The organism is Brevibacillus sp. YAE8, from assembly GCF_057543335.1.
Genome location: NZ_BAAIYG010000026.1, coordinates 39,453 through 61,291, shown reverse-complemented (window position 1 = coordinate 61,291; position 21,839 = coordinate 39,453). Strand labels below are relative to the sequence as shown.

18 protein-coding genes are annotated in these 21,839 nt (G+C 52.9%); 3 read left to right on the top strand and 15 right to left on the bottom strand.

From position 1 onward, the window contains the following. Nucleotides 1-52: 52 nt before the first annotated feature. On the bottom strand, nt 53-685 hold the full coding sequence (locus tag AC27IT_RS22225; RefSeq protein ID WP_007782632.1) for a nitroreductase family protein: 633 nt from the start codon (nt 683-685) through the stop codon (nt 53-55). Between the two features lie 161 nt (nt 686-846). Between AC27IT_RS22225 and AC27IT_RS22220 the strand changes: the two genes are divergently transcribed. After that, nucleotides 847-1,602, top strand: a complete 756-nt coding sequence (locus AC27IT_RS22220; protein ID WP_007782629.1) for an SDR family NAD(P)-dependent oxidoreductase — start codon at nt 847-849, stop codon at nt 1,600-1,602. A 236-nt stretch (nt 1,603-1,838) separates the two neighbouring features. On the opposite strand, the gene AC27IT_RS22215 is transcribed toward AC27IT_RS22220, so the two are convergent. The 6 genes from AC27IT_RS22215 to AC27IT_RS22190 form a co-directional block, all read right to left on the bottom strand. Then, nucleotides 1,839-3,512, bottom strand: a complete 1,674-nt coding sequence (locus AC27IT_RS22215; RefSeq protein ID WP_007782622.1) for a b(o/a)3-type cytochrome-c oxidase subunit 1 — start codon at nt 3,510-3,512, stop codon at nt 1,839-1,841. Between the two features lie 15 nt (nt 3,513-3,527). Continuing rightward, the gene (locus AC27IT_RS22210; protein WP_005833289.1) at nt 3,528-3,995 is read right to left on the bottom strand and encodes a cytochrome c oxidase subunit II; all 468 of its coding nucleotides are present in this window, start codon (nt 3,993-3,995) and stop codon (nt 3,528-3,530) included. Nucleotides 3,996-4,019: 24 nt separating this feature from the next. Next, nucleotides 4,020-4,187: a cytochrome c oxidase subunit 2A gene (locus tag AC27IT_RS22205; protein ID WP_005833287.1), complete on the bottom strand. Its 168-nt coding sequence runs from the start codon at nt 4,185-4,187 to the stop codon at nt 4,020-4,022. A gap of 205 nt (nt 4,188-4,392) precedes the next feature. Further along, nucleotides 4,393-6,090 (bottom strand): YcdB/YcdC domain-containing protein, encoded by a 1,698-nt coding sequence (locus AC27IT_RS22200; RefSeq protein ID WP_283858583.1) that lies wholly within the window; start codon nt 6,088-6,090, stop codon nt 4,393-4,395. Nucleotides 6,091-6,250: 160 nt separating this feature from the next. Continuing rightward, nucleotides 6,251-6,907 (bottom strand): response regulator, encoded by a 657-nt coding sequence (locus tag AC27IT_RS22195; RefSeq protein WP_005833283.1) that lies wholly within the window; start codon nt 6,905-6,907, stop codon nt 6,251-6,253. After that, nucleotides 6,882-7,973: a PAS domain-containing sensor histidine kinase gene (locus AC27IT_RS22190; RefSeq protein WP_283858582.1), complete on the bottom strand. Its 1,092-nt coding sequence runs from the start codon at nt 7,971-7,973 to the stop codon at nt 6,882-6,884. Before AC27IT_RS22190 ends, AC27IT_RS22195 begins: the two co-directional genes overlap by 26 nt. 175 nt (nt 7,974-8,148) lie before the next feature. Between AC27IT_RS22190 and AC27IT_RS22185 the strand changes: the two genes are divergently transcribed. Continuing rightward, nucleotides 8,149-8,664, top strand: coding sequence for a GNAT family N-acetyltransferase (locus AC27IT_RS22185; RefSeq protein WP_122903218.1), 516 nt, complete (start codon nt 8,149-8,151; stop codon nt 8,662-8,664). A 205-nt stretch (nt 8,665-8,869) separates the two neighbouring features. On the opposite strand, the gene AC27IT_RS22180 is transcribed toward AC27IT_RS22185, so the two are convergent. Then, nucleotides 8,870-9,868 carry a copper amine oxidase N-terminal domain-containing protein gene (locus tag AC27IT_RS22180; protein ID WP_025845797.1) on the bottom strand — a complete coding sequence of 333 codons (999 nt, stop codon included), beginning with the start codon at nt 9,866-9,868 and terminating at the stop codon, nt 8,870-8,872. An 896-nt stretch (nt 9,869-10,764) separates the two neighbouring features. Between AC27IT_RS22180 and AC27IT_RS22175 the strand changes: the two genes are divergently transcribed. After that, nucleotides 10,765-11,421: a hypothetical protein gene (locus AC27IT_RS22175; protein ID WP_487092103.1), complete on the top strand. Its 657-nt coding sequence runs from the start codon at nt 10,765-10,767 to the stop codon at nt 11,419-11,421. Between the two features lie 697 nt (nt 11,422-12,118). Here the strand turns inward: AC27IT_RS22175 and yunB are convergent. The 7 genes from yunB to AC27IT_RS22140 all read right to left on the bottom strand — a co-directional run bounded on the left by yunB (nt 12,119) and on the right by AC27IT_RS22140 (nt 21,557). Continuing rightward, the gene (gene yunB, locus AC27IT_RS22170; protein WP_197186726.1) at nt 12,119-12,820 is read right to left on the bottom strand and encodes a sporulation protein YunB; all 702 of its coding nucleotides are present in this window, start codon (nt 12,818-12,820) and stop codon (nt 12,119-12,121) included. A 46-nt stretch (nt 12,821-12,866) separates the two neighbouring features. After that, nucleotides 12,867-15,671 (bottom strand): calcium-translocating P-type ATPase, SERCA-type, encoded by a 2,805-nt coding sequence (locus AC27IT_RS22165; RefSeq protein WP_026558303.1) that lies wholly within the window; start codon nt 15,669-15,671, stop codon nt 12,867-12,869. A gap of 172 nt (nt 15,672-15,843) precedes the next feature. Then, nucleotides 15,844-16,104: an HPr family phosphocarrier protein gene (locus AC27IT_RS22160; protein WP_005835578.1), complete on the bottom strand. Its 261-nt coding sequence runs from the start codon at nt 16,102-16,104 to the stop codon at nt 15,844-15,846. Between the two features lie 16 nt (nt 16,105-16,120). Next, complete coding sequence (locus AC27IT_RS22155) at nt 16,121-18,037, bottom strand: PTS fructose transporter subunit IIABC (RefSeq protein WP_026558304.1); 1,917 nt, start codon at nt 18,035-18,037, stop codon at nt 16,121-16,123. Nucleotides 18,038-18,050: 13 nt separating this feature from the next. Next, complete coding sequence (gene pfkB, locus AC27IT_RS22150) at nt 18,051-18,965, bottom strand: 1-phosphofructokinase (protein WP_005835575.1); 915 nt, start codon at nt 18,963-18,965, stop codon at nt 18,051-18,053. Further along, entirely contained in the window at nt 18,962-19,714 is a 753-nt protein-coding gene (locus AC27IT_RS22145; protein WP_007782597.1) for a DeoR/GlpR family DNA-binding transcription regulator, read from the bottom strand. Before AC27IT_RS22145 ends, pfkB begins: the two co-directional genes overlap by 4 nt. Nucleotides 19,715-19,952: 238 nt before the next feature. Next, nucleotides 19,953-21,557 carry a methyl-accepting chemotaxis protein gene (locus AC27IT_RS22140; protein WP_005835572.1) on the bottom strand — a complete coding sequence of 535 codons (1,605 nt, stop codon included), beginning with the start codon at nt 21,555-21,557 and terminating at the stop codon, nt 19,953-19,955. Between the last annotated feature and the right edge of the window lie 282 nt (nt 21,558-21,839).

Sequence of the window (21,839 nt, the reverse complement as noted above, 5' to 3'; positions counted from 1 at the left end):
CAGCAAAAAGGAAACCCTGACCAAGCGGGTTTCCTTTTTCACGCGTTTACGATTAAAATTTGTTCGTAATCACCAGCTCATCCAGTCCAAAGCGGGCTGTCGGATAAGCTTGCACGCTTGCTTTGCCGAGCGTCAGCATCAATGTCGGGATGTAGCGGGACGGGATGTTCAGCTCTTTGATGAGCGCATCGCGATCGTATCCGCCCATTGGGCATGTGTCGTAGCCTTTGGCTTTTGCCGCCAGCATCAGTTGCATCGCCGCGTAGGAAGAGTTGCGGATGGCTTCGTCGCGGGCGATCTCCGGATTGTTTTTGTAAGCTCCTTCGATTTGCGCGATCATGTTGTCACGCACTTGCTCGGTGACGTAGCCTTTTTCGAGGGCAGCGTCATAAACCGGGCGCGCCGACTTGTACGCCTCCAAATCTCCGAGTATGATGATGGTGGCATACGCATCCACGACTTGCTGCTGACCGTAAGCGATCGGCAAAAGTTTTTCCTTGATCGCTGGATCCGTAACGACGAGAAAACGCCAATGTTGCAGATTCCAGGAAGACGGAGCGCTTGCCGCGAGACGCAAAATCTCGTTCAGCTCTCCTTGTGGAATCGTTACGTTCGGATCGTATTTGCGCACGCTGTGGCGTGCTTCCATCACTTGTTCAGCCGTCATTTTCAGTTCCGTAGTCATGAGTTTTCTCCCCTCCATGTGTCCATTGCCTGTTCCAAATATATAACTTACTTTAATATAGTTACAAACGTTATTCAATCCCTTTTTCTTCCCGATTGCAGTTTGACGGGAGAAGGACAAGGGCACGCTGATACATACTTTATTGTTTGGAGGAGTTTTGCTTGAAATACACGGATAACATTGTCATCGTCACAGGCGGCGGGCAGGGCATCGGACTTGCCGTCGCCACCATGTACGCTGCGCACGGCGCTCACGTCGTCATCGCCGAGCGCAATTCCGAGGCTGGCGAAACTGCTGTCCAGAAAATAAACGGAGCAGAAGCAATCGCAGGCTCGGCCGCTTTTGTCCAAACGGATGTGAGCGAGCCCGAGCAAATCGAGAATCTGATGCAGACCGTTGACGCCCGCTGGGGACGACTCGACGTGCTCATCAACAACGCCGGCTTGTCGGTCTGGGAATCCCCCTACGACCTGACCGTCGAAGCGTGGGACCGGATTTTGAACACGAACCTGCGCAGCGTCTTCCTCGCTTCGCGGGAAGCGGCGAAGATCATGCGACGAAACGGCGGCGGCGCCATCGTCAACCTGGCCTCGACCAGAGCCCACATGTCTGAACCGCACTCAGAGGCGTATGCAGCATCAAAAGGAGGCATTTTGGCGCTCACTCACGCTTTGGGCGTATCGCTTGGCCCCGACGGGATTCGCGTGAACGCCATCTCGCCAGGCTGGATTGAAAACGGCGATTACACGGCACTGCGCCCGCTCGATCATGCGCAGCATCCCGCAGGCCGCGTCGGCACGCCCGACGACATCGCCCGCGCCTGCCTCTTTTTGACGCAAAAAGAAAACGACTTTATCACCGGAACCGAGCTGGTCGTGGACGGCGGGATGACCCGCAAAATGATTTACGAGCCATAAAGCTAAACCAATGCCTCTCCTCCTGAATACTTTGTGGGTAACGAGAGGTAAAGGAGGAGTTCCATGTCTTTTGAAGAGGAAGATCTCAGGTTGCTCGCTCTCTGGCTGCTGGCGATTGGCTATCTGATTCTCGCCTTCACCGAATTGGCCGCTCTTGGATACTGGTAATGCGAAAGAGCCACTCCCCCATGCATGACAAATGGGCAGTGGCTCTTTCTTTTCCTCGTTTGCTTATGTTACCAGGTTCGGAATGGAGGCGAGCCTGGCGCCTGATGCTGAATTTGCTCCATGATCGGATAGCCGTAAGCCAAAATAATCAGGAAGGCGACCAGTCCGACCCATACAGGCCAACGCTCCAAAATGCGCGGAACTTCCTGGGTAGTCTCGGTTTCGGCAATCGGATACTCGGTGTTTCCTTTTGGTGCGTAGAATGTCAGGTACAGCAGGATGAGAATCAGCAGAACCGCCGATACAAACAGCAGCCCTCCGCCAAACGCCATGACGCGTTGGTAATCCATCCAGCCGAGCGCAGTCGGATGGTCCATGTACGTCGTATAGTCCGTGCGGCGCGGCGCCCCTTGCAGCCCCATCGTATGCATGGCGAGCGACATCAGGAACATCCCTACTGCCCAGAAGACGGTTTGCACCATCCCCATGCGGTTTGCCGTCTTGGTCAGCTTGCGCCCTGTCAAGGCCGGCACCAGCCAGAAGCTGACCCCGAAGAAGGTGAGCGCAACTGCGGCGCCGACTGTAATGTGGAAGTGCCCTGTTACCCAAATCGTATTGTGCACCACGGCGTTGAGCTGGTTACTTGCGTTGATGATTCCGCCCGCACCGCCCGGAATGAAGAACAGCATTCCCACAAACGGGGCGAAGAAGCGAACGTCTGTCCAAGGCAGTTTCTTGAACCAGCCGAACAGACCGCTGCCGCCTTTTTTGCGACCTGTCGTTTCAAAGACTGCAAACATCGAGAACGCCGTCATCAGCGACGGAATGACCACGATCAGCGTCAGCGTGACGTGAATCATTTTCCATCCGGCGGAAATTCCCGGCTCCATCAACTGGTGGTGGAACCCGACCGGAATGGAGAACAGCAAGAGACAGATAAAAGCGAGGCGACTGAGCGAATCACTGAACACATGGCCGCCGATAATGCGCGGAACACATACGTACCAGGCCATGTAAGCGGGCATCAGCCAGAAATAAACGAGCGGGTGACCGAAAAACCAGAACAGCGTGCGGCTGAGCATGATGTTGATTGTCGGCACCAGTCCGAGCGACCACGGAATGAGCTGGAACAGCACCTCGACCGCTACCGGAAGGGTCGCGATAATCCACATGATGTAAGTCGTGACCGCCATGAAGACGAACAGCGGAGAGTTTTTCCCCGGATTTTCCCGTCTCCATTTGCGGTAGCTGGCAAAAACCCCGAAGCCCGCCAGCCAACTGCCCACTACGAGCAAGGCCGAGCCGATGTAAAAATACGGCGATGCTTTCAGCGGAGCGTAGAAGGTGTACAAGACCGAAGCTTCATTCATCAAAATCGTGACGACAGCCATCGAGGTGCCTGTCACCATGAGAATCCAGCCTGCCCAGCCGAATTTCAGCGCTGCTCCATGCAAGGAACCGCCTGTCGTGCGAGCTACCCCGGAGAAAATAAAGCCGACGATGAAAAACGTGGTAAAAATGAGTGCCATCAATACGCCGTGAGCTGTCAAGATTTGATAGTAGTTCGTCCAGCTTGGCAGTTCTATGATACCGCCGCGCACCATTCCCTGAAGCATACCTGCCAATGCAGCCAGCCCGAAGGCGATATACGCCACCCACACATACGACAGACTAAGTTTAGCCGCCGAACGCTGTATCGGAACGTGGGGAATCGAATCGTCTATTTTTCGTGCGATTACCATAGGGTTCACCTACCTCTATTTCACAATAATCGTGGTCGCCATCACCTGATGGCCGGCGCCACAGTATTCGTTGCAAAGAATCAAGTACTCGCCTGGCTTGTCAAACGTATAGCTGGCCGAGCTGATATGTCCCGGCAAAACCATGAAGTTGACGTTCGTTTCAGGAATCTGGAATCCGTGAATGACGTCCGGACTGGTGACGTGGAAGTTGATCGTCGAGCCTGCCGCGACCTCCATCTTCGTCGGCGAGAAGCCGAAGGCAAACGCCGTCATGTAAGCGTCGTACTCCTTGTCCCCTACCTGCTTCAGCCCCGGTTTGTCAAAAGGAGGGGTTTCCATCACCTGTTCGGGGTCGATCATTTCCATACTGCTTGGCGGGGCCATCCCCATCGCAAACGCATTGACGCACAGCAACAGGACAAACAGCGCCAGTCCGCCCGCACCAAGCATCAGCCATATTTTTTCATAACGGTGCAAATGCATAAGTATCCTCCTTCTCTTCCTCTATTACGCCCGGTCCAGGAAAAGCCCGAATACACCCAGCCAACCGACGAGAATGATGCCTCCCACAATTAACACAGCGGCAAACGTTCCCTTCAGTTCCTCTTGCTCTGGCTGTGTCTTTTTTTCTTTTGATTTTTTGCCTTGTTTCAATTTGTCGATTTGCGTCTCCATCGCACTGTTCTCCTTTCTGTGTGCCGCGCAGGCGCATCATATCTTTCACGCCTTCATTCTACCCCTGGGACCAGTTGGAAGTAATTCGGGGAAATCCCCTAAAATGGTCAGGGAAACTCCTGATTCTGCCCGGTTTGTGTCACAGGTTCGACAAAAAAAGCCGATTTCTGCAAGAGCAGATCGGCTTTAACGGTTTTGGAGAGGCTTACCGGTATTTGATTTCGATCAATTTTCCAGTAGTGGCGTCGACGAAGCGGTAGCTGTCCTCCCGTTTTCGCTGATAGACCAGTTTCGGCTCAGGTGCGCGCTGATCTTCGTACTGTTCCCAGTAATACACCAGCTCCAGCTCGACTTCCTTTTGATACGTTTCTTTGGCTTCCTGGGCGCTGACCAGCTTCGTGGCAGCAGGCAAGGCGATGTCAGGGTGGATCGGGTGGAAACTCAGCCCTGTAACCGCGCCTGTCACCTGATCGATGCCAACCCGGTAAAATTCATCCGACACGGGGATTCCGTTGCGTTTCCCCTGAAAATTGAAGTAATACTCACGCGGCTCGTTCCTTTTTTCCAGCTTGCTTTTGTCCACCCAGTCCGGGATTGCTTCATCATGTCTGAACGTAAACAGCGTCAGCTCGGAAACAGCCGGATCGAGGTATGGCTGCAGCGCGGCAATCGCTTTTTTCCGCGCTTCGTCGACGCTGATTTTTTGCTTTTGCTCCTGTCTTTCCGGCAGGTACAGATGAAAGTCGATCAGGCGGTCGCTGGCAGCATCAGTCGTAAGCGTAATGGTTTCAAAAGCCTGATTGGCCTTTTCCGTGAAGTCCATCCAGTGGTACGACTCAATCGCCTGCAGTCCTTCCCGCAGATTGTCCTTGTGATCGTCGTATTCAAAAGTAGCGCCTGCAACGTCAATGCCAAACCGCGACTTCAGCCATTGCTCGGCCTCTTTTTGCGAAGCGATTTTGATGGTCTTCCCTTCTCCTTTTACCTGAACGCTCTCCTTGGCCTGCTGGTCTGGCTCGTCCAGCACCTCTCCGGTGAGGGCGTCGATTCTGTACACACCGTATGGCTGATAAACAAGCATCGGCTTCTTCTCCTCTGCCCTGCCAGGCGCGGAGTAGGAAGTCGGCTGCTCGGCTACGTATTCCAGCTCCATTTTCAGCTTATCCTGATAAATTTGCTTTGCTTTTTCCAGGGAGATCGCTTTTTGCGGGTCGGGCCATTTTACCTCGTCAGGCCGGATTTGATTGTACGCGTCAAAGCGGATGACATGCCCGGCGTGGTCGATAGAAACCGAGAGCGCGTTGCCATCGAGCGCAATCTGATTGATTAGCGTCTGGTAGTAGACGGTAGAGTTTACCCATTCGATCATGGCGCCTTTGCCGTCGCCTATCCCTGCTTTTCCTCTGCTTAGCGCTTTTGACTGCTTGAATTGGCTGGCATCCTTGCCGAGCATGCTGGCGAGAAACGCATCGGCCTTTTCGCGCGCCAGCTTTTCGTCCGGGTAGTCAGCAGACGCCCAGGCCGGATTTTTCACATCCAGGTAAAGCAGTCGCCCCGTCTGGGCATCCAGCTCGATTCTGGCCGTTGCGTAGGCAAGGCGGCTTTTCTCTGCTCCTGTTTCCGGCCGATCCGTCAGCAGCACAGTCCAGACCTGATGTGGATAGTTCCGGAAGCTCGGCTTGCCTACGGACTTTCTTTCCAGGCGTAGCGCCTTTATTTCCGGAATGGCTTCCTTCAGCTTGTCCAGCGTGTTTTGCACTTCTTGGGAAAACTCCTTTTGTTGCGGCAGTTGCTCCTGCGCGCTGCCTGCTGCTTCTGCCTGCGGCGGCATTGTCCAGATCGGCGTGGCAGCCAGCAAGCAAGCCGCGACGGCCGTCATGACAGACTGGTTGATCCTCTTCATCTCGATCCTCCTGATAACCTGTTTTGGGTATTTTTTACACGTTCACCCAATAGACGGACAAACCAGCCGTCAGGTTACATAATCTTCCAATCTCTGCCGCAATAAAAAAACACGCCCTGGCACAGCGGCAAGGGCGTGTTGAAGCGTGAGCATTGGACCTTTATTCAAAATCAAGCCAGCCTTTTTTGATGGCATACCGCACCAGATCGGGACGCGTGCGCAAATGCAGCTTTTCCATGATGTGCGCCTTGTGCGACTCGACGGTCTTCACGGAAACGGTGAGCTGCTCCGCGATTTCCTTGTTGCTGAAGCCTTTGGCGATCAGCACGAGCACTTCTTTTTCACGATCAGTCAAAATCTCGTACTTGGCCTGCTCCTCGCCGTTTTTGACCATCTGCAAAAATTCCTCTATCAGCGATTTGGTCGCTGACGGATACAAATAGGCCATGCCGTTGTTCACCGAGCGGATCGCGGCGATCAGATCGAGATCGGGAGCGCTTTTCAAAATATATCCGGCAGCTCCGGCCTGCAGTACGCGGAACAAGTATTCTTCGTCGTCGTGCATGGTCAGGACGAGCACCTGAATGTCCGGCGCCGCTTCCTTCAGTCTTGCGGTCGCGGTCAGGCCGTTCTCCCCCGGCGGCATGCTCAAATCCATCAGCACCACGTCCGGGCGAATTTCCAGGGCTTTTTCGCAAGCTTCCTTGCCATCAGCCGCATAGCCGACGACCTCCATGTCCTCCTGGGCGTTGATTAGCATGCCCAGCCCGGACCGTACAATCGCATGATCGTCAGCGATCAAGACGCGAATCGTCATCCAAAATCCCCTCCTCTGGCAACGGAATACGGACGATGACAGTCGTCCCCTCTTGGGGCGCCGAGCGAATATCGACCGTACCTCCGAGCAGTTGCGCCCGTTCCTTCATGCCGAACACGCCAAGCCCTTTGCCGAAATTCAACGTCTTCTCCACCTCAAAGCCGATACCGTCGTCCACTATCGTTACAACTACTTCTTTTTCGCGATTCTCGAACATGATCCCGAGCTGGCTCGCCTGCGCGTACTTCGCCGTATTGGTCATGGCCTCCTGAACGATCCGGTACAGCGCTGTCTCCATCGGGGCGGAATACCGCCGCTTCTCTCCCTGCACATGCAGCTCGATCTGGAGGTGGAACGTTTTTTCCAGCCGCTTCATCAACGAACGCAAGGCAGGCAAAAGGCCCAGATCGTCGAGAGCGGACGGGCGCAGCTCCAGTGCCATACGCTTGACTTCCTCCATCGCCCGCGACGTCATGTTCACCAGCTCTGTCACATGCTGCATGACGGCTTCGCCCGGATTGCCTTGCCTGACCACATTCAGTCCAACCAAAATACTGTAAAGCGCCTGCCCGATACCGTCGTGCAGCTCGCGGGCAATACGCTTGCGTTCCTCTTCCTGAGCCTGAATGGCAAAGTGGGTCAGCTTGTGCTGGTAACGCTCTTTTTCCGCACGCTGCTGAGCCGACATGTCGCGCAAAATCATCACCAGCTTGCCGCCTGATTCTTCAGGCAAGCGGGCAGAGCTGGCCGCTACGGGATAATCACGCCCGTCTTTTGTACGGAGCTTCATTTCAAAGGACGGCATTTGTACGCGTTTGAAAAAACAGTCCGTACAGCTCGTCTCCTCCATACAGGTTGCCATCCCCAAGCAAAGCTCGCAAATATGCTTTTCCCGGATCAGCTCGTCTTCGGTCCAACCCGTCATCTGCTCCAGCGCGGCGTTGGCCCTGACGATCCGGCCCTCATGGTCAATCACCAGGATGGCGTCACTGACGTTGGCAAAGATGGACTGCATCAGGGATATGGCTTCATTGGATGTCCCCAGATCTTCTCTCCACGTACTCATGCGCTCCTCCTTTGAGACAATCATCTAAATGCTATTGTAGAGTTTACATGGGCGGTTGTGTATCAGGGAATTCCCTTAACCTGCGCGGGCTGGCGCGCTGAGGGCATTGACATTTTCTTATATTAGATTATCATCTAATTAGATTGTTGTTAAATGACGAGAAAGGAGCCTTCGTATGCCACATTCTCCTGCTTTTATCCCCTCCAGCAAGCGGCTGCATTTTTCGCCAGTCACTCCCGCAGATTTTGCCGAGCTGCTTGCTGTCTATAACTCGAACCCCGACTATATGGAGTGCGCCTTCGGAAAACGCGCCGTCACTGTCCAGGAGATAGAAGCCGATCACCTGGAAAACCTCGCCCTCGAGGACTCCTACAGCATGGCGCTGCGCGAATCTGCCAACGGCAACATCATCGGGATTGCACAGTTTATTCTCTGCAATCCGCGGGACAAACAACCTTGGCTCGGGCTTATCATGCTGCACAGCGACTGTCAAGGCAAAGGCTACGCCAAAGAGTTCCTCGACTGCCTGATCGATTGGTACCGGGAAAACGGCTATACGTCCCTGCACCTTGCCGTCCTCGCCAAAAACAGCAAGGTCGTCCCGTTTTATGAAAAGTACGGCTTCACTGCCTACGAGGAACGGGAGCATGAGCGACTTGGCCGGGTCATTTGCATGGCATACGCTTTTTGAACGAAAACTGCCGGGATTGCCTCATTGCCGGGCTGTGCAGCCTGTGACCTGCCCCGAAGCAAAAAAGGCGACCCGGTCGCTGCCGTTCCGCTCTTGAGCATTCGCACAGGGCGATTGATTTTTGACAGAAAAACCGGGACAGCAAGTGCCATCCCGGTTCCTTTCTATTAGCAGGTCAGCCTGGGTGTTTTCCGGTTGACCTGTTTTATTCGGCTTCGGTGATTTCCACGACGATTTTCTCCGCCACACCGATTGGCGGCAGGCTGCGCGTCAGTTTCGGCCCGTAGAACGCGAACACATTCATGCCAGCCTTCAGGTCTTCCGGCTTGAGGGCCTTGTTGTCTTTGGCATTGACGATGCTGGTCTTGTCGTTGATAATCAGCGCTACTTTTTCCGGAGAGGTCGCTGTCAGGCCGCGGCCCTCTACTGCCATCTTGTAGGTGCCTTGCTGGTCAGGCTCGATGCTCGTTACTTTTCCGGTTGTCCCGATGACTTCCGCAGATTCCAGGCTGCTCTTGACAACGATGCTGAGCGCGCCTGTCTGCGGCGGCATGCTCATCGTCATCATTTGCTGGTGTGTCGCTTCCACTTCCATGCCCAGCTTCAAGTCTTCCGGCTTCAGCTCTTTGCCGGAAGCGTCAGTCATTTTGGTTTCCGCGCTGATGTGCAGGATGATTCCCGTCTCGTATCCATTCAAGGCAATCGAGATTTTGCCATCGTCTTTTTTGTTGATTGCCGTGATCGTGCCCGTACGCACTGGCGCTTTTTCTGCCTCTTCGTCCACAACCGTCACCGCACTGTCTGTCACATGGACTTCTGCTTGCAGGATTTCATCCACGAAAGCGACCGGAACATAGGTGCTGCCATTTACGAGAAGCGGTTTTGCTCCGAGTGTCTTGTACATTTTCGCAAACGGGTAGCGATCCTCTCCGACCTTGGCGTAGCTTGCAATCGCGCCTTTTTGCACTTCGGCTGCCTGCTGTTCGTTGTTCCAGCTTACTTTGTACCCAAGGGATTCCGCTACAGGGCGCAGCGGGACCAAAACGGTTTGTTGTTCTTTATCAAAAATTGCGGCTTGCTCAAGCGCGCTTCCGTTTACATTGACCGACAGTTCTTTTACCGGTTCGGAGGCAGCCGATACGATGTTCGTTCCCAGCACGGCCAAAGCCGCCAATGTCATCATGCCTGTACGAATTGTTTTCATGTTGTATTCCTCCAATGATTGTTTTTCACTTGTTGCGTGTTTCTATTCATTGGACGGAGGAGTTTTGGATACGTTTCAGCAAATTTTTTCGGTTAGGATTTTACACTTGGGGAAAGTGTAGGCTAGATTCTTGGATAGATTGGAAAAGAGACGGACAAGAAGTAACTCAGTCATTATAATAAGATTTTGGAAATTAGGATAACCTAGATCCCATTCATGAGACAACCTGTAAGTGAAGAGATTCAACAAATTGCGCATCAATGGGCCCGACTCATTTTTCAATAGGATAGCCGCATTAAATAACCTTTAATTTCCATTTTTACCATTTTGTAACTACCCTCTAGTCAATTACATTAAAATGTAATAGTGACAAGAAGCATGATATTGTTTTACTAGCTTTACATTTATATTTGCCAACAAAACACGTACAAAAAAAATCAAGCTTATAATTTCCGGGGATTTTATGCACTGTCGGAGACTAGACGAGCAATATTTTTATAAAAATAGCAAAATAATTGCTTTTTACAAAACATAAACTAAGTTGGTTATTTTATGCAATTATGTGTTATTATGTTATTGTCAAATAACAGGAGCAACGGTACGATTTTTTATCGACCGTAATTTGGGTCTGAAAAGGAGTATGAGAAAGTATGAAAAATTTCTCTATATTTTTCACATTATTCTTTTTAGTAGCGTTTGTATTGTACCTGATAATGCAACACGCTCCATTCCTACTGCCTTTTATTTATTACTTAGCCATATTTCTTCTAATTATATCAATCTGCTATTTAATATATTACTATTTGGGGAGTAAAAAAAGGTAGACAAATCTGAGAGTATCGGAATATAATCTTGATATAAAAAGTAATATTTTTCCAAAAGAGGTATATTAGGGTATGAAGGCATTTTTCAGTACTCTAATTGCAGGGACATTAATGCTGACAACAGTTTCTCCAACTTTTGCAAATGGCACAATTGAAGATGGAAGTAGGCAGGAAAAAATTTCAGAAATTAGATCTTATATTAATACTAGTGTCCCTGCTTTGATTCAAGAGCTTGAAGATTTGAAACATAAAGATGATGTTACTCTTGGAAAGGTTGAAAAAACGATCGATACATTTTTTTCTGAACATCCAGCGCCTGAAGCTTTTAATGACCCGACGTTATCTTTAGAGGATGTCTTTCCAGCAGAAGTAAAGAAAATTAATCAAAAATATGGAAAGAATAAACCACTTAATAATATTAATGCGTTTATGGACGAGAAGAAAAATAGCATAGAACGCTCGGATGATAAAGTTATTACTATTAAAAATGATATGAGTGAAATTAACGTTTACGTGTCTCAATTAGGAGAAATTTTTGTTCTTGAAGTAAGAACAGTTTCATCCAATGCCGAGAATCAAAGAACTAGTCTTGTCCAACCTCGCGCTCTTACGTGGGAGTACACTGATACAAAGCGTACTACTGGAATTGGTTACAATGCACAGGGGAATAAGATGTTTACATGGGGGCAGAGGGGTCTTTTAAGTATAATGGGAAGTCGGTTGAGGTAGATACTGCTGATGGTGATTATAGTCGCCATTTCTGGGGATCTACACTGGAACTTACCCCCCGTAAGCTAGGAGAGAAGAGAACTACACGCGTTGAAGGTTACACATATGCAGAAGTTTATTCTCGTCTGTATTTTGAAGCTGGATTCGGGATCAGATGGGCACAAATCACATTTAATTCAGGCAGTTGCGAAACACTAGTTGGTTCTACGGTTGATGGAAACATGTATGGTACCGCTAAAACTGTATAATGCTTCATAATTAGTGGATGTACCAGCGGTTTATTAAAACGCTGGTTAATGTGTGAAGTGCATCCTTTAGAGTAAACATTGGGAAACCCTCTACCGAAAACAGGGGCTGTGCAGAAAGTCCATCCCTGACTAAAAAGACCAAAACCTAAAACCCAAGAATGTTGATTTCATGGCATTCTTGGGTTTTGCTTTTTAAGTCATTGGGCTGAAAAAACACTTTTCGGACAGTCCTCATTTTTTGAAACTTCCGTTCCGATGATTTAACACTTACAGGCGCCCTTTTTGTTGTTATTTCTTCCTCTTCCAAGAAACGACGAAAGCTATAAAAATGCAAATACCGTGTTAAAAACCTGCTACAGCAAATATTATCAAAAGCTTGTCTTGGGGCTTACTGTTTTTTATGCATTTGACCAATAGAAAAGGGCGGCCAAATTGCCGCCCCTCTTCCATTACGGCTGGTGAATCATCTGCTCATTCCTCGGCATCGGTACATCCGGCTTCCCGGCCGGGTTGTTGTACAAGTAGCTCGGCACCTTGCCTACGATCAATGCCTCGCTGATCGGTATTTGCGTCGTGACCGTTTGCTGCTTGGTCGCAAACGGGATGACTACGCGCAAGTCGACCTCGACGTAAATATAGACGGTGACGAGCACCATGTTGATGCCAGCCTGCTTCATCTCCGTCTCCAGGCGGGTCTTCACGGCACCGATCGGCACGAACGAGACGGGAATTTCCGGGCCGAGGTGCTCCAGAAACACGTTTTTGGTAGCCAGGCCGAGCGGGATCGTCGTCTGGACGTTCTCCTGCTCCAACTCCTTCAGCCGATTTTGAATGCGGGCGGTCGTCTCCCCCACGATCCGCGAGTATTCGCGGAAGTTGAAATTGACCGCTTTGATGCTCCCTTCCTCGTCTTTTTCCATCATCACAATCTCGTTGAAATCCACGCCTTGCTGCGTCAAACGCTTCGTGACCGCATCCGTAATGGCGAGCTTTGCCACCTGATCGGCTTTGGCTTGGGCGATCAGCAGCAAGGTCGGCTCGATCCTTCTTTCCACGATGATGAACAGGATCACCAGGGATACGACAATAAACAAAAACGTTGCGAAGATGCGTCTGCCGCGCCTTTTCCAGCCTCCTTTTCGAAAACGCACAATTTCTTCCTCTCCCTCGTTTCGCCGTACGAAACCAACTCAGTTCTCAATCAGGACGTACTGTGCGCATGGAAGAACGCTTTTGCTTGCCTGCTCGTGGTCGGCCGCTGGCGAGCACGCCGCCGATCCCTGCCACGAACGTCGGGACACCGGATGTGACGAGAATCAGCGCCCAGTCGCGAATGGACAGATCGGTCGTTTTGAAAATCGGCTGGAGAGCGTCGATGTACACGACTCCGAGCACCAGCACCAGGGACGAAATAACGGCCCAGACGAGGTATTTGTTTTCAAACACGTTGCGGTGAAACACGCTGTACTGGCTGCGGCAATCGAACACGTGAATCAACTGGGCCATGACCAACGTCACGAAGGCGACGGTCTGGGCGTGGACCAGATCGTTCGGATTCTCGCGCAGCGTCAGCCAGAAAGCGAGCAGCGTCATGGCTCCGATCAAAAAGCCGCGGCTGATGATCTTCCAGCCCAAGCCCCTGCCGAAAATGTTTTCCGCCTTGTTGCGCGGGCGCTGGTACATCGTGTCGGCCTCAGCCTGATCGACCCCGAGAGCCATGGCGGGCAAGCCGTCTGTCACCAGGTTGACCCACAAAATCTGAATGGGAACGAGCGGCAACGGCAAGCCGAGCAGCATCGCAAAAAACATGACGAGAATCTCGCCTACGTTGGACGCGAGCAAATAGCGGATAAATTTGCGGATATTGTCGTATATGTTGCGCCCTTCCTCGACGGCGGCGACAATCGTGGCGAAGTTGTCGTCGCGCAGGACCAGATCGGCCGCTTCCTTCGTCACGTCTGTCCCGGTGATCCCCATGGCGATGCCGATGTCCGACGTTTTGATCGCCGGAGCGTCATTGACGCCGTCGCCTGTCATGGCGACTACGTGCCCTTTGCTTTGCAGGGCGCGCACAATCCGCAGCTTATGCTCGGGGGATACGCGGGCGTACACGGTTACCCGCTCGGCGTGGTCGGCGAGAGTCTCATCCGACATCCCGTCCAGCTCCCGGCCCTCCAGCACTTCGCCGTAGCCGCGCATCAGCCCGATCTGGCGGGCGATCGCTTCGGCCGTCACCTTGTGGTCGCCTGTAATCATGATGGTCTTGATGCCCGCCTGATGGCACAGGTTGATCGCGGAACGAACTTCCTCGCGCGGCGGGTCAATCATCCCGGCCAGCCCGACGAAGACGAGATTGTTTTCCATCGTGCCGATCGGCTGCCCAGGGCGATAGCCTTGCAGCGTTTTGTAGGCGAAGCCGAGAACCCGCAGCGCTTTGCCCGCCATCAGCTCTGTCTGCTCCAGTACCCGATGGCGCAATGAAGCGGTCAACGGCTGCAGTTCGCCGCCCCAGAGAATGTGCGTGGATCGCGCCAGCACCGCCTCTGCCGCGCCCTTGGTCAACAGGGAGTGAACGCCGTCTGCGCCTTTCTCGACGACGGACATCATTTTGCGGTCTGAATCAAAAGGCAGCTCTTCGACGCGCACCGACTGCTGTTTCGGGTTGCCCCGCTCTCCGGCATTGCCCGTTGCTTTTGCGGCCAACACCTTCAGCGCTCCCTCTGTCGGATCGCCGACGATCTGCCAATGCCGCGTGGTTTTGCCCATGCCAAGCAAGTTGCGCGTGCCTTGTTCCTCGCAGATCAGGCGCGCATTGTTGCAGCGGTCCGCGATGCGAATGATTTGCGTCAGCGCTCCGTCGCGGGCAGGGGACACCATTTTTCCTTGGTAGTGAAAAGCTCCCTCCGGCGCGTAGCCGCTTCCGGTGACTTCATAGGTGGAATCGCTGTGCCAGACATGGGTCACCGTCATTTTGTTCTGGGTGAGCGTGCCTGTCTTGTCGGAGCAGATGACCGATGCGCAGCCGAGCGTCTCTACCGACGGCAGCTTGCGCACGATCGCATTACGCCGGATCATCCGCTGTACGCCTAACGCCAGCGCGACGGTCACAATCGCTGGCAAGCCTTCCGGGATCGCCGCTACCGCGAGGCTGACTCCTGCCAAAAACATCGTGAACAGCTCATGTCCGTGCCAAACCCCGGCGACGATCACGACAATCGTCAACAGCAAAGCGACGACCACGAGAATTTTGCCCATTTGCTCCAGGCGCACTTGCAGCGGCGTCTCCGCTTCTTCCGCTGTATTCATCAGGTGGGCGATCTTCCCGATTTCCGTCTCCATCCCGGTCGCCACGACGATGCCGCTACCTGTTCCGCCCGTCACCATCGTGCCCATGAAGGCGAGGTTTTTCTGATCTCCCAGCGGAACCGTCGAGGCCTGAGCCGTGTCCAGTTTTTTGACGTTTTTTCCGACAGGGACAGACTCCCCCGTCAGCGCCGACTCTTCTACCTCCAGCCGATTGGCGGTCAAAAGCCGCATGTCTGCCGGAACCCGGTCCCCCGCTTCGAGCACCACCAGATCGCCCGGCACCAGGCGCGAAGCGGGAATCATGGAGATGTGCCCCTCGCGAATAACCCGGGCCATCGGGGATGCCAGCTCTTTTAGCGCTTGCAGGGATCGTTCAGCTTTGGCCTCCTGAATGAACCCGAGTATGCCGTTAATGATGATGATCGCAATAATCGTAATCGCATCCAGATACTCTCCCAGGAAGTAGGAAATCAGCGTGGCGATAAACAGGATGAGCACCATAAAATCCTTGAACTGGTCAAGAAAGACCGAGTAGAGAGGCTTGCGTTTGTTCTCAGCCAACTGGTTGGCACCTTGCTTAACCAGTCTCCGCTCCGCCTCCTGCTGGGTCAATCCCTGCGCCGCATCGCTATGAAGGGCTTCGGTCACGTCGGCCGCTGCCAGCGTGTACCATTTTCGAATTGGCTGTGTATCCACCTACATCTCCTCCATCCACTTCTCACTCATTGTCATGTGTATGCAGACGAGCCAGAAAATAAAACAGGGGCTGTCCAGAAAGTCAGTGTAAACTGACTGCTGGACGCCCCGTTTTTATTGAATGGTAACGCGAGCTTTTCCCTGTCGTTCCCCGAAGGCGGCTTCCTGTCTGTTACTCGTGAACCGACTCAAGCAGCTTGCCCAGTTCCTCCATCGCTTCCTCTACTTGTTCTCCGGAGATTTCCAGCGTGATTTGATCTCCCTTGGCTGCTCCCAGCGTCATCAAGCCCATGATGCTCTTGCCGTTGATTTTCTTGCTGCCTTTGACGACGTTCACTTCGCACGGAAAGGAGGTCGCTTTCTCCACAAACAATCTGGCCGGACGGGCGTGGATGCCGCTTGGATTTTGAATGGTGAATGTTTTGGTCAACATGATGCCCAACTCCTTTTTACTCTGCCATGTCTTTTTTCAGTACTTTTATCATCAGGGCCGTAACAATGACCCCCGCAACAATCGAAACGAGGTACAGCGGCCAGTTACCGACAACCGGCAGTACGAACAAACCGCCATGCGGAGCCGGCAATGTGCACCCGAACAGCATTGACAATCCGCCGGCAACGGCAGAACCGGCCATAATGGAAGGAATGATGCGGGTAGGGTCAGCCGCCGCAAACGGGATCGCCCCTTCCGTGATGAAGGAAGCGCCCAGGACGTAAGCGGTTTTTCCCGCGTGCCGCTCTTCGGCCGTAAATTTCTTTTTGAACAGGGTAGTGGCCAAGGCAATGCCGAGCGGTGGAGTCATGCCGGCAGCCATAATCGCTGCATGCGGGGCGTAATTCCCCTCGGCAATCATCGCAATCCCGAACGTAAAAGCCGCTTTGTTGACGGGGCCCCCCATGTCAAAGGCCATCATCGCGCCCAAAATGACACCAAGGATAACAGCATTTCCCGTACCCATGTTTTTCAGCAAGTTGCCAAGCGCCGTGTTGGCTGCCGCGACGGGATCGGAGACGATGTAGACCATGATAAAGCCGGTAATCAAAGTACCCAGCAGCGGGTACAATAGCATCGGCTTGATCCCTTCCAGCGATTGCGGCAGTCCAACAAACAGCTTTTTCAGCCCAAGCACAATATACCCGGCCAAAAAGCCGGCAATGATTCCTCCGAGAAAGCCGGAGCCCGATGTAGTTGCCAGCAATCCGCCCACCATACCGGGCGCAAAGCCTGGCCGATCGGCGATGCTGGAAGCGATAAACCCGGCCAGTACCGGAATCATCAGTTGAAATGCCGTTTTTCCGCCGATGTCCATCAATACTTTGGCCAGCGGATGGAAGGACGGATCGTTCGGGTCAGACGCGTTGATCCCGAACAAAAAGCTGATCGCGATGATAATCCCGCCGCCCACGACAAACGGAAGCATATTGGACACGCCATTCATCAAGTGACGATAAAAGGCTGGCTGCTTGGACTTTTTCGCGTCCTTGCCTTCCTGAATCTTTTCCTGATAATTGGTCGCGCTCCCGCGGTAGACGCTGCCCCTCTGATTGACGGCGCGCTGCAGCAGGTCTTCGGCATTGCGGATTCCTTCGGCTACCGGTACTTCGATGAGAACCTTTCCGACGAAACGCTCCATCTCCACCTGCCGGTCAGCGGCCACGATGACAGCAGCGGCTTCTTCAATATCGCTCGACGTTAGCTTGTTTTTTACTCCTCCGGAACCGTTCGTCTCCACCTTGAGCGAGATCCCTAGCTCCGCCGCCTTTTTCTTCAGTGCATCGGCAGCCATGTAGGTGTGGGCGATGCCGGTCGGGCAAGCCGTTACTGCGACCACTTTGGCGGACACGTGCTGCTGATCGGCTGCCACGTCTTCTGTAACGCTTTCATCTTCGCTCTCAAGTTCCTTTTCCTTGTTCGTGATAATCTCAAGCACCCGTTCCTTCGTCTCTGCTTTCATCAGCTCCTGGCGAAACGACTCGTCCATGAGCATCTGGGAGAGCAGTGCAAGCGTCGCCAGATGAGCCTGGTTGGCGTCTTCGGTTGCGGCGATCATAAAGAAGAGATGCGCTTTTTGTTGATCCAGGGAATCAAATTCCACGCCCTCTTTGGAAAAACCGTAGGCGATGGCAGGTGTCTTGACCGCGGCTGTCTTGGCATGCGGGATGGCTATTCCCTCGCCAATTCCCGTAGAGCCTTGAGCCTCGCGGGCGAGAATGGCCTGCTTCATGCCATCCTTGTCGTTCAGTCGTCCCGCTTTGTCGAGTTGCTCGATCAACTCATCCAGCACAGCTTCTTTTGTGGTCGCCGACAAATGAACGACAATCGTGTCTGAATTCAGCAAATCACCAATGCGAATCTTATTGTTCATGGGTAACCCCCCATCACGAAATGAAGGTAATCGTAACGTCCTGAATGAATGCTTCTATTTTTTCACGCGTGCAAAAACCTTCCGACAGGGCGGTCGTACTCCCGGCCGCTACGGCAAAACGAAACGCCGCTTCGGTATCCATCCCGCGTGTCAGACCGTAGAGAAATCCTGCTACCATCGAATCTCCGGCGCCGATCGAATTGACCGGTTTGCGCTGTGGAATCTGGGCAAGATAGGACTCATTCCGGTTGACAAAGACCGCTCCTTGTCCGGCCATCGAGACGATGACGTTTTGCGCGCCCATCTGGAGCGCTTTTCGTCCCCACTCGATCGCTTCGGCAGGAGTCGCAATCGTCACGCCGTACAATTCGCCCAGTTCATGGTGATTCGGTTTGATGAGGAACGGTTCTTCCGGCAAACCGTTTTTCAAGGCCTGCCCTTTGGCGTCAAGGAAAATGCGGACTCCCTTGCCGCGCAGCCGCTGCATAATCATCTGGTACATATCGGAGGGCAAGCTCTTGGGGACGCTTCCGGCGAGGACGAGGTAATCGCCGCTTTGCAAACGGTCGATCTGCTCAAAAAGGCGCTCAAGCGCTTCTTCAGGAACGGGGGGAGAGACCCCGCTAATATCCGTCTCGTTCTCAGCCTTTATTTTTACGTTGATCCGCGAATCGTGATTAATCTGGATAAACTGATGAGCAATGCCGGCTTGCTCGATCTGCTGCTGTATAAATACTCCCGTAAACCCTCCGACAAACCCCAGAGCCGTACTGTCTTCACCGAGGGCGCGGAGAACTTTGGAGACATTGATCCCTTTTCCGCCTGCAACCTTCCACTCTTTTTTCGCCTCGTGAATCGCTCCTTGCGACAGGGCAGACAGCCAGATGTGGTAGTCAATCGACGGATTCAGGGTTACTGTGTAAATCATGCTTTCACCACTTTAAGAGTTGTTATTCTGCTGTATACTTGTTGTTCCTCTTGGCTGATACCGCTATCCGTGATGAGCGTAATTCCGTGCAGGTCGCCCACTTTGGCAAACGTGACGCGCGAAAACTTGTCGGAGTCGCACAAGACAAAGCGTTCATCCGAAAACTGCAGCGCCAACTGCTTGACGTACGCTTCATCGGGATCCGGTGTAGTCAGACCGTGGCTTTGGTCGATCCCATTCATGCCGAGAAAACATTTATCAAAGCGATATTGGCTGAGCGACTTGATCGCGTCTCGCCCGACGAGCGACAATGTAGCCGCTTTCAATTCACCTCCCAGAAGAATCGTTCGGATGTGGCGGTTAATCAGATGGAGGGCTATATCCACCCCATTCGTCACGACCATGATGTTCTCGGGCAAGTACGGGAGCATCTGATAAGTCGTGGTGCCCGCATCGATAAAAATCGAATCGCGGTCTTGTACCAGGCTGGCAGCGTATTTGGCGATCGCCGTCTTTTCCCGCTCGCGTTTGACCGACTTTTCCAGAATCGTCGGCTCCTCGATTTTGCTCTGCAGCACAGATGCTCCACCGTGGACGCGCTTGAGCAAGCGCTGTTCTTCCAATTCGCTCAAATCCCGCCGAATCGTCGACTCGGACGCTCCTGTAGCCTCGACAAGTTCATGGATTCGCACGAAGTCTTTTTCTTTTACGAGCGCAATAATCAACTGATGACGTTCCGGAGTTAGCATCGTACCCTCCCTTCTGGCAGTGCCATCTGATTGATTTTGATTATACATGCACATTCAATCAAAAACAATCACAAATGCTCATAATCAATCAGTAATGCTGACGGAAAGTGTTCACGCCTCCGCCAAACAGCCGTTTGATTCAAATATGTCAGCAAAAAAACCACGACCAACATGCTCCACCATGGTTGATCGCGGCTTCCTTTGTAATCCCGTATGATACTTGTGTTGTACGGCCCGCTTACAGCTCGAACCGCTCGGCAATCTGGTGAATCTTCACAGATGTCTCGTGGAGTCGTCTGGCTTGGTCGGATACCTGCTCGGTTGCGTTTAGCTGGGCCTCGCCGGCTGCTGCCGCTTCCTTCGCTGATACAGAAAAGCTTTGCGAGATGTACATGACCTTGTCGATATTTTGTTCGGCCGCGTCGACATCGCGCAGCACTTCGCCCATGACTTCCGCATTGCGCGCCGTATGAGTCGCAGAGAGGGCTGATTTTTCGGACAGGACGTGCACGATTGTTTGCAGCTCCTGCACGAGCGCGAGTCCGCTTTGCACCTCCTGGCGTTCTTCCTGGACGACTTGCACGGTCTGATGGGACTTCTTAATAATCGCACCGGCGACGTCCATAATGTGGGAAGCAGCTTCGTCTGCCCGGTTCGCCAGCTTGCGCACCTCATCCGCGACGACTGCAAATCCCCGTCCTTCCGCACCCGCTCGCGCAGCTTCGATCGCTGCATTCAGCGCCAGCATGTTTGTCTGTTCGGCGATTTCCCGGATGTCGCGAATCATTTGCTCAATCCCGGCAGCCTGGCGCTTAAGCTCATACATGGAGGTCTCTGTCGTATGGCTCGCCTGCTCGATGCGCTGCATTTGCATGTGCAAGTGGCTGGTTTTCGCAATCCCCTCCCGGGCGGCCAGCTCCGCTTCCTGGGTCAGCGTACTGGTCTCTTTCAATTCGCTCCCGGCTTTGCGAATCAGTGCCGTAATCTTTTTTAATACCGCCTCTGTATCTTCAACCAGACTCGCCTGCTCCACCGCTCCGCCGTGCACCTGCTGCAGACCGGCAGAAAGCTGCTCGGAAGCGCTTAGCAGCTCCTGAACCATCGCTTCCTGCTTTGTACTGATCTCTTTGGTCGCATGCGACGTTTGCCGCAGCTCAGTCAATATGCCATGAATGCCAATTAACATTTTGTTGATTTCAAACGACATTTGCCCCCATTCGTCGCGCCGTGCAGTCTGCACTCTCGCTTTCAGCTTTCCTGAAGAAATGGCTTTCGTGACCCTCATCCAATCGCGCCAGTTGTGACGGAAATTGCGATGGGTCAACAGCCCGATACAAGCGGCGAGCATGAGAGCTATCGCTGCAACCGCTCCTTTTGTCCAGGGCGACTGAGCCAGCCACAGACCAACTGTTGCGAAACAAACGGGCATGACGAAGGCCGCCACCAGCTTCCAGCCGTAGGACAAAGCGGGTACGACCACGCCTAAGCGCAGACTGTAAGCGTTTTCTCCTCTTACCTGAACAGGTACTGATGTGTCCAGCAAAAGCTCACCGGTGTTGCGGGGGTACATTTGTGCCAACGGTTCATTGGTTCGTGCGGCACGTAAACCGACTTCATCGTTGAACAACGTGCCTTCCCGCAACCGGTTAGTGTGAATGATCCCGAGTCCCTCCCGCGTGACGAGAACAAAATATTCGTCTCCTTCCAGCATGTCATCCAGCCTTTGTCTGATTTTCGCGCTATCGTCCTGGACCGTTCCTTCCTGCAAGAGCGCTTCGATTTCTTTTGCGGCTTGCTGCACCTTTCGCAATGACCTTTGCTTCAGCTTTTGACTCGCTTTCACAAAAACCCCCACCCCATTAAGCAGAATAATACCGTATTGTTATATTTCCCCAAGTACGATCGCTCTCCTGTCTACCGCTTTGCATTTGCCCGCAAAAAATGCCATCGTGCCCATGAAGGCGAGGTTTTTCTGATCGCCCAACGGAACCGTCGAGGCTTGGGCCGTGTCCAATTTTTTGACGTTTTTGCCGAGGAACAGACTCCCCCTTCAGCGCCGACTCTTCTACCTCCAGCCGATTGGCGGTCAAAAGCCGCATCGCTATGAAGGGCTTCGGTCACGTCG

Coding starts and splice junctions, on each gene's coding strand:
- AC27IT_RS22200 (WP_283858583.1), bottom strand. CDS start 6,090: ATGAAGAGGATCAACCAGTCTGTCATGACGGCCGTCGCGGCTTGCTTG.
- AC27IT_RS22215 (WP_007782622.1), bottom strand. CDS start 3,512: ATGGTAATCGCACGAAAAATAGACGATTCGATTCCCCACGTTCCGATA.
- AC27IT_RS22185 (WP_122903218.1), top strand. CDS start 8,149: ATGCCACATTCTCCTGCTTTTATCCCCTCCAGCAAGCGGCTGCATTTT.
- AC27IT_RS22180 (WP_025845797.1), bottom strand. CDS start 9,868: ATGAAAACAATTCGTACAGGCATGATGACATTGGCGGCTTTGGCCGTG.
- AC27IT_RS22155 (WP_026558304.1), bottom strand. CDS start 18,037: ATGAACAATAAGATTCGCATTGGTGATTTGCTGAATTCAGACACGATT.
- AC27IT_RS22160 (WP_005835578.1), bottom strand. CDS start 16,104: ATGTTGACCAAAACATTCACCATTCAAAATCCAAGCGGCATCCACGCC.
- AC27IT_RS22225 (WP_007782632.1), bottom strand. CDS start 685: ATGACTACGGAACTGAAAATGACGGCTGAACAAGTGATGGAAGCACGC.
- AC27IT_RS22210 (WP_005833289.1), bottom strand. CDS start 3,995: ATGCATTTGCACCGTTATGAAAAAATATGGCTGATGCTTGGTGCGGGC.
- AC27IT_RS22190 (WP_283858582.1), bottom strand. CDS start 7,973: ATGAGTACGTGGAGAGAAGATCTGGGGACATCCAATGAAGCCATATCC.
- AC27IT_RS22145 (WP_007782597.1), bottom strand. CDS start 19,714: ATGCTAACTCCGGAACGTCATCAGTTGATTATTGCGCTCGTAAAAGAA.
- AC27IT_RS22175 (WP_487092103.1), top strand. CDS start 10,765: ATGAAGGCATTTTTCAGTACTCTAATTGCAGGGACATTAATGCTGACA.
- AC27IT_RS22195 (WP_005833283.1), bottom strand. CDS start 6,907: ATGACGATTCGCGTCTTGATCGCTGACGATCATGCGATTGTACGGTCC.
- AC27IT_RS22205 (WP_005833287.1), bottom strand. CDS start 4,187: ATGGAGACGCAAATCGACAAATTGAAACAAGGCAAAAAATCAAAAGAA.
- pfkB (WP_005835575.1), bottom strand. CDS start 18,965: ATGATTTACACAGTAACCCTGAATCCGTCGATTGACTACCACATCTGG.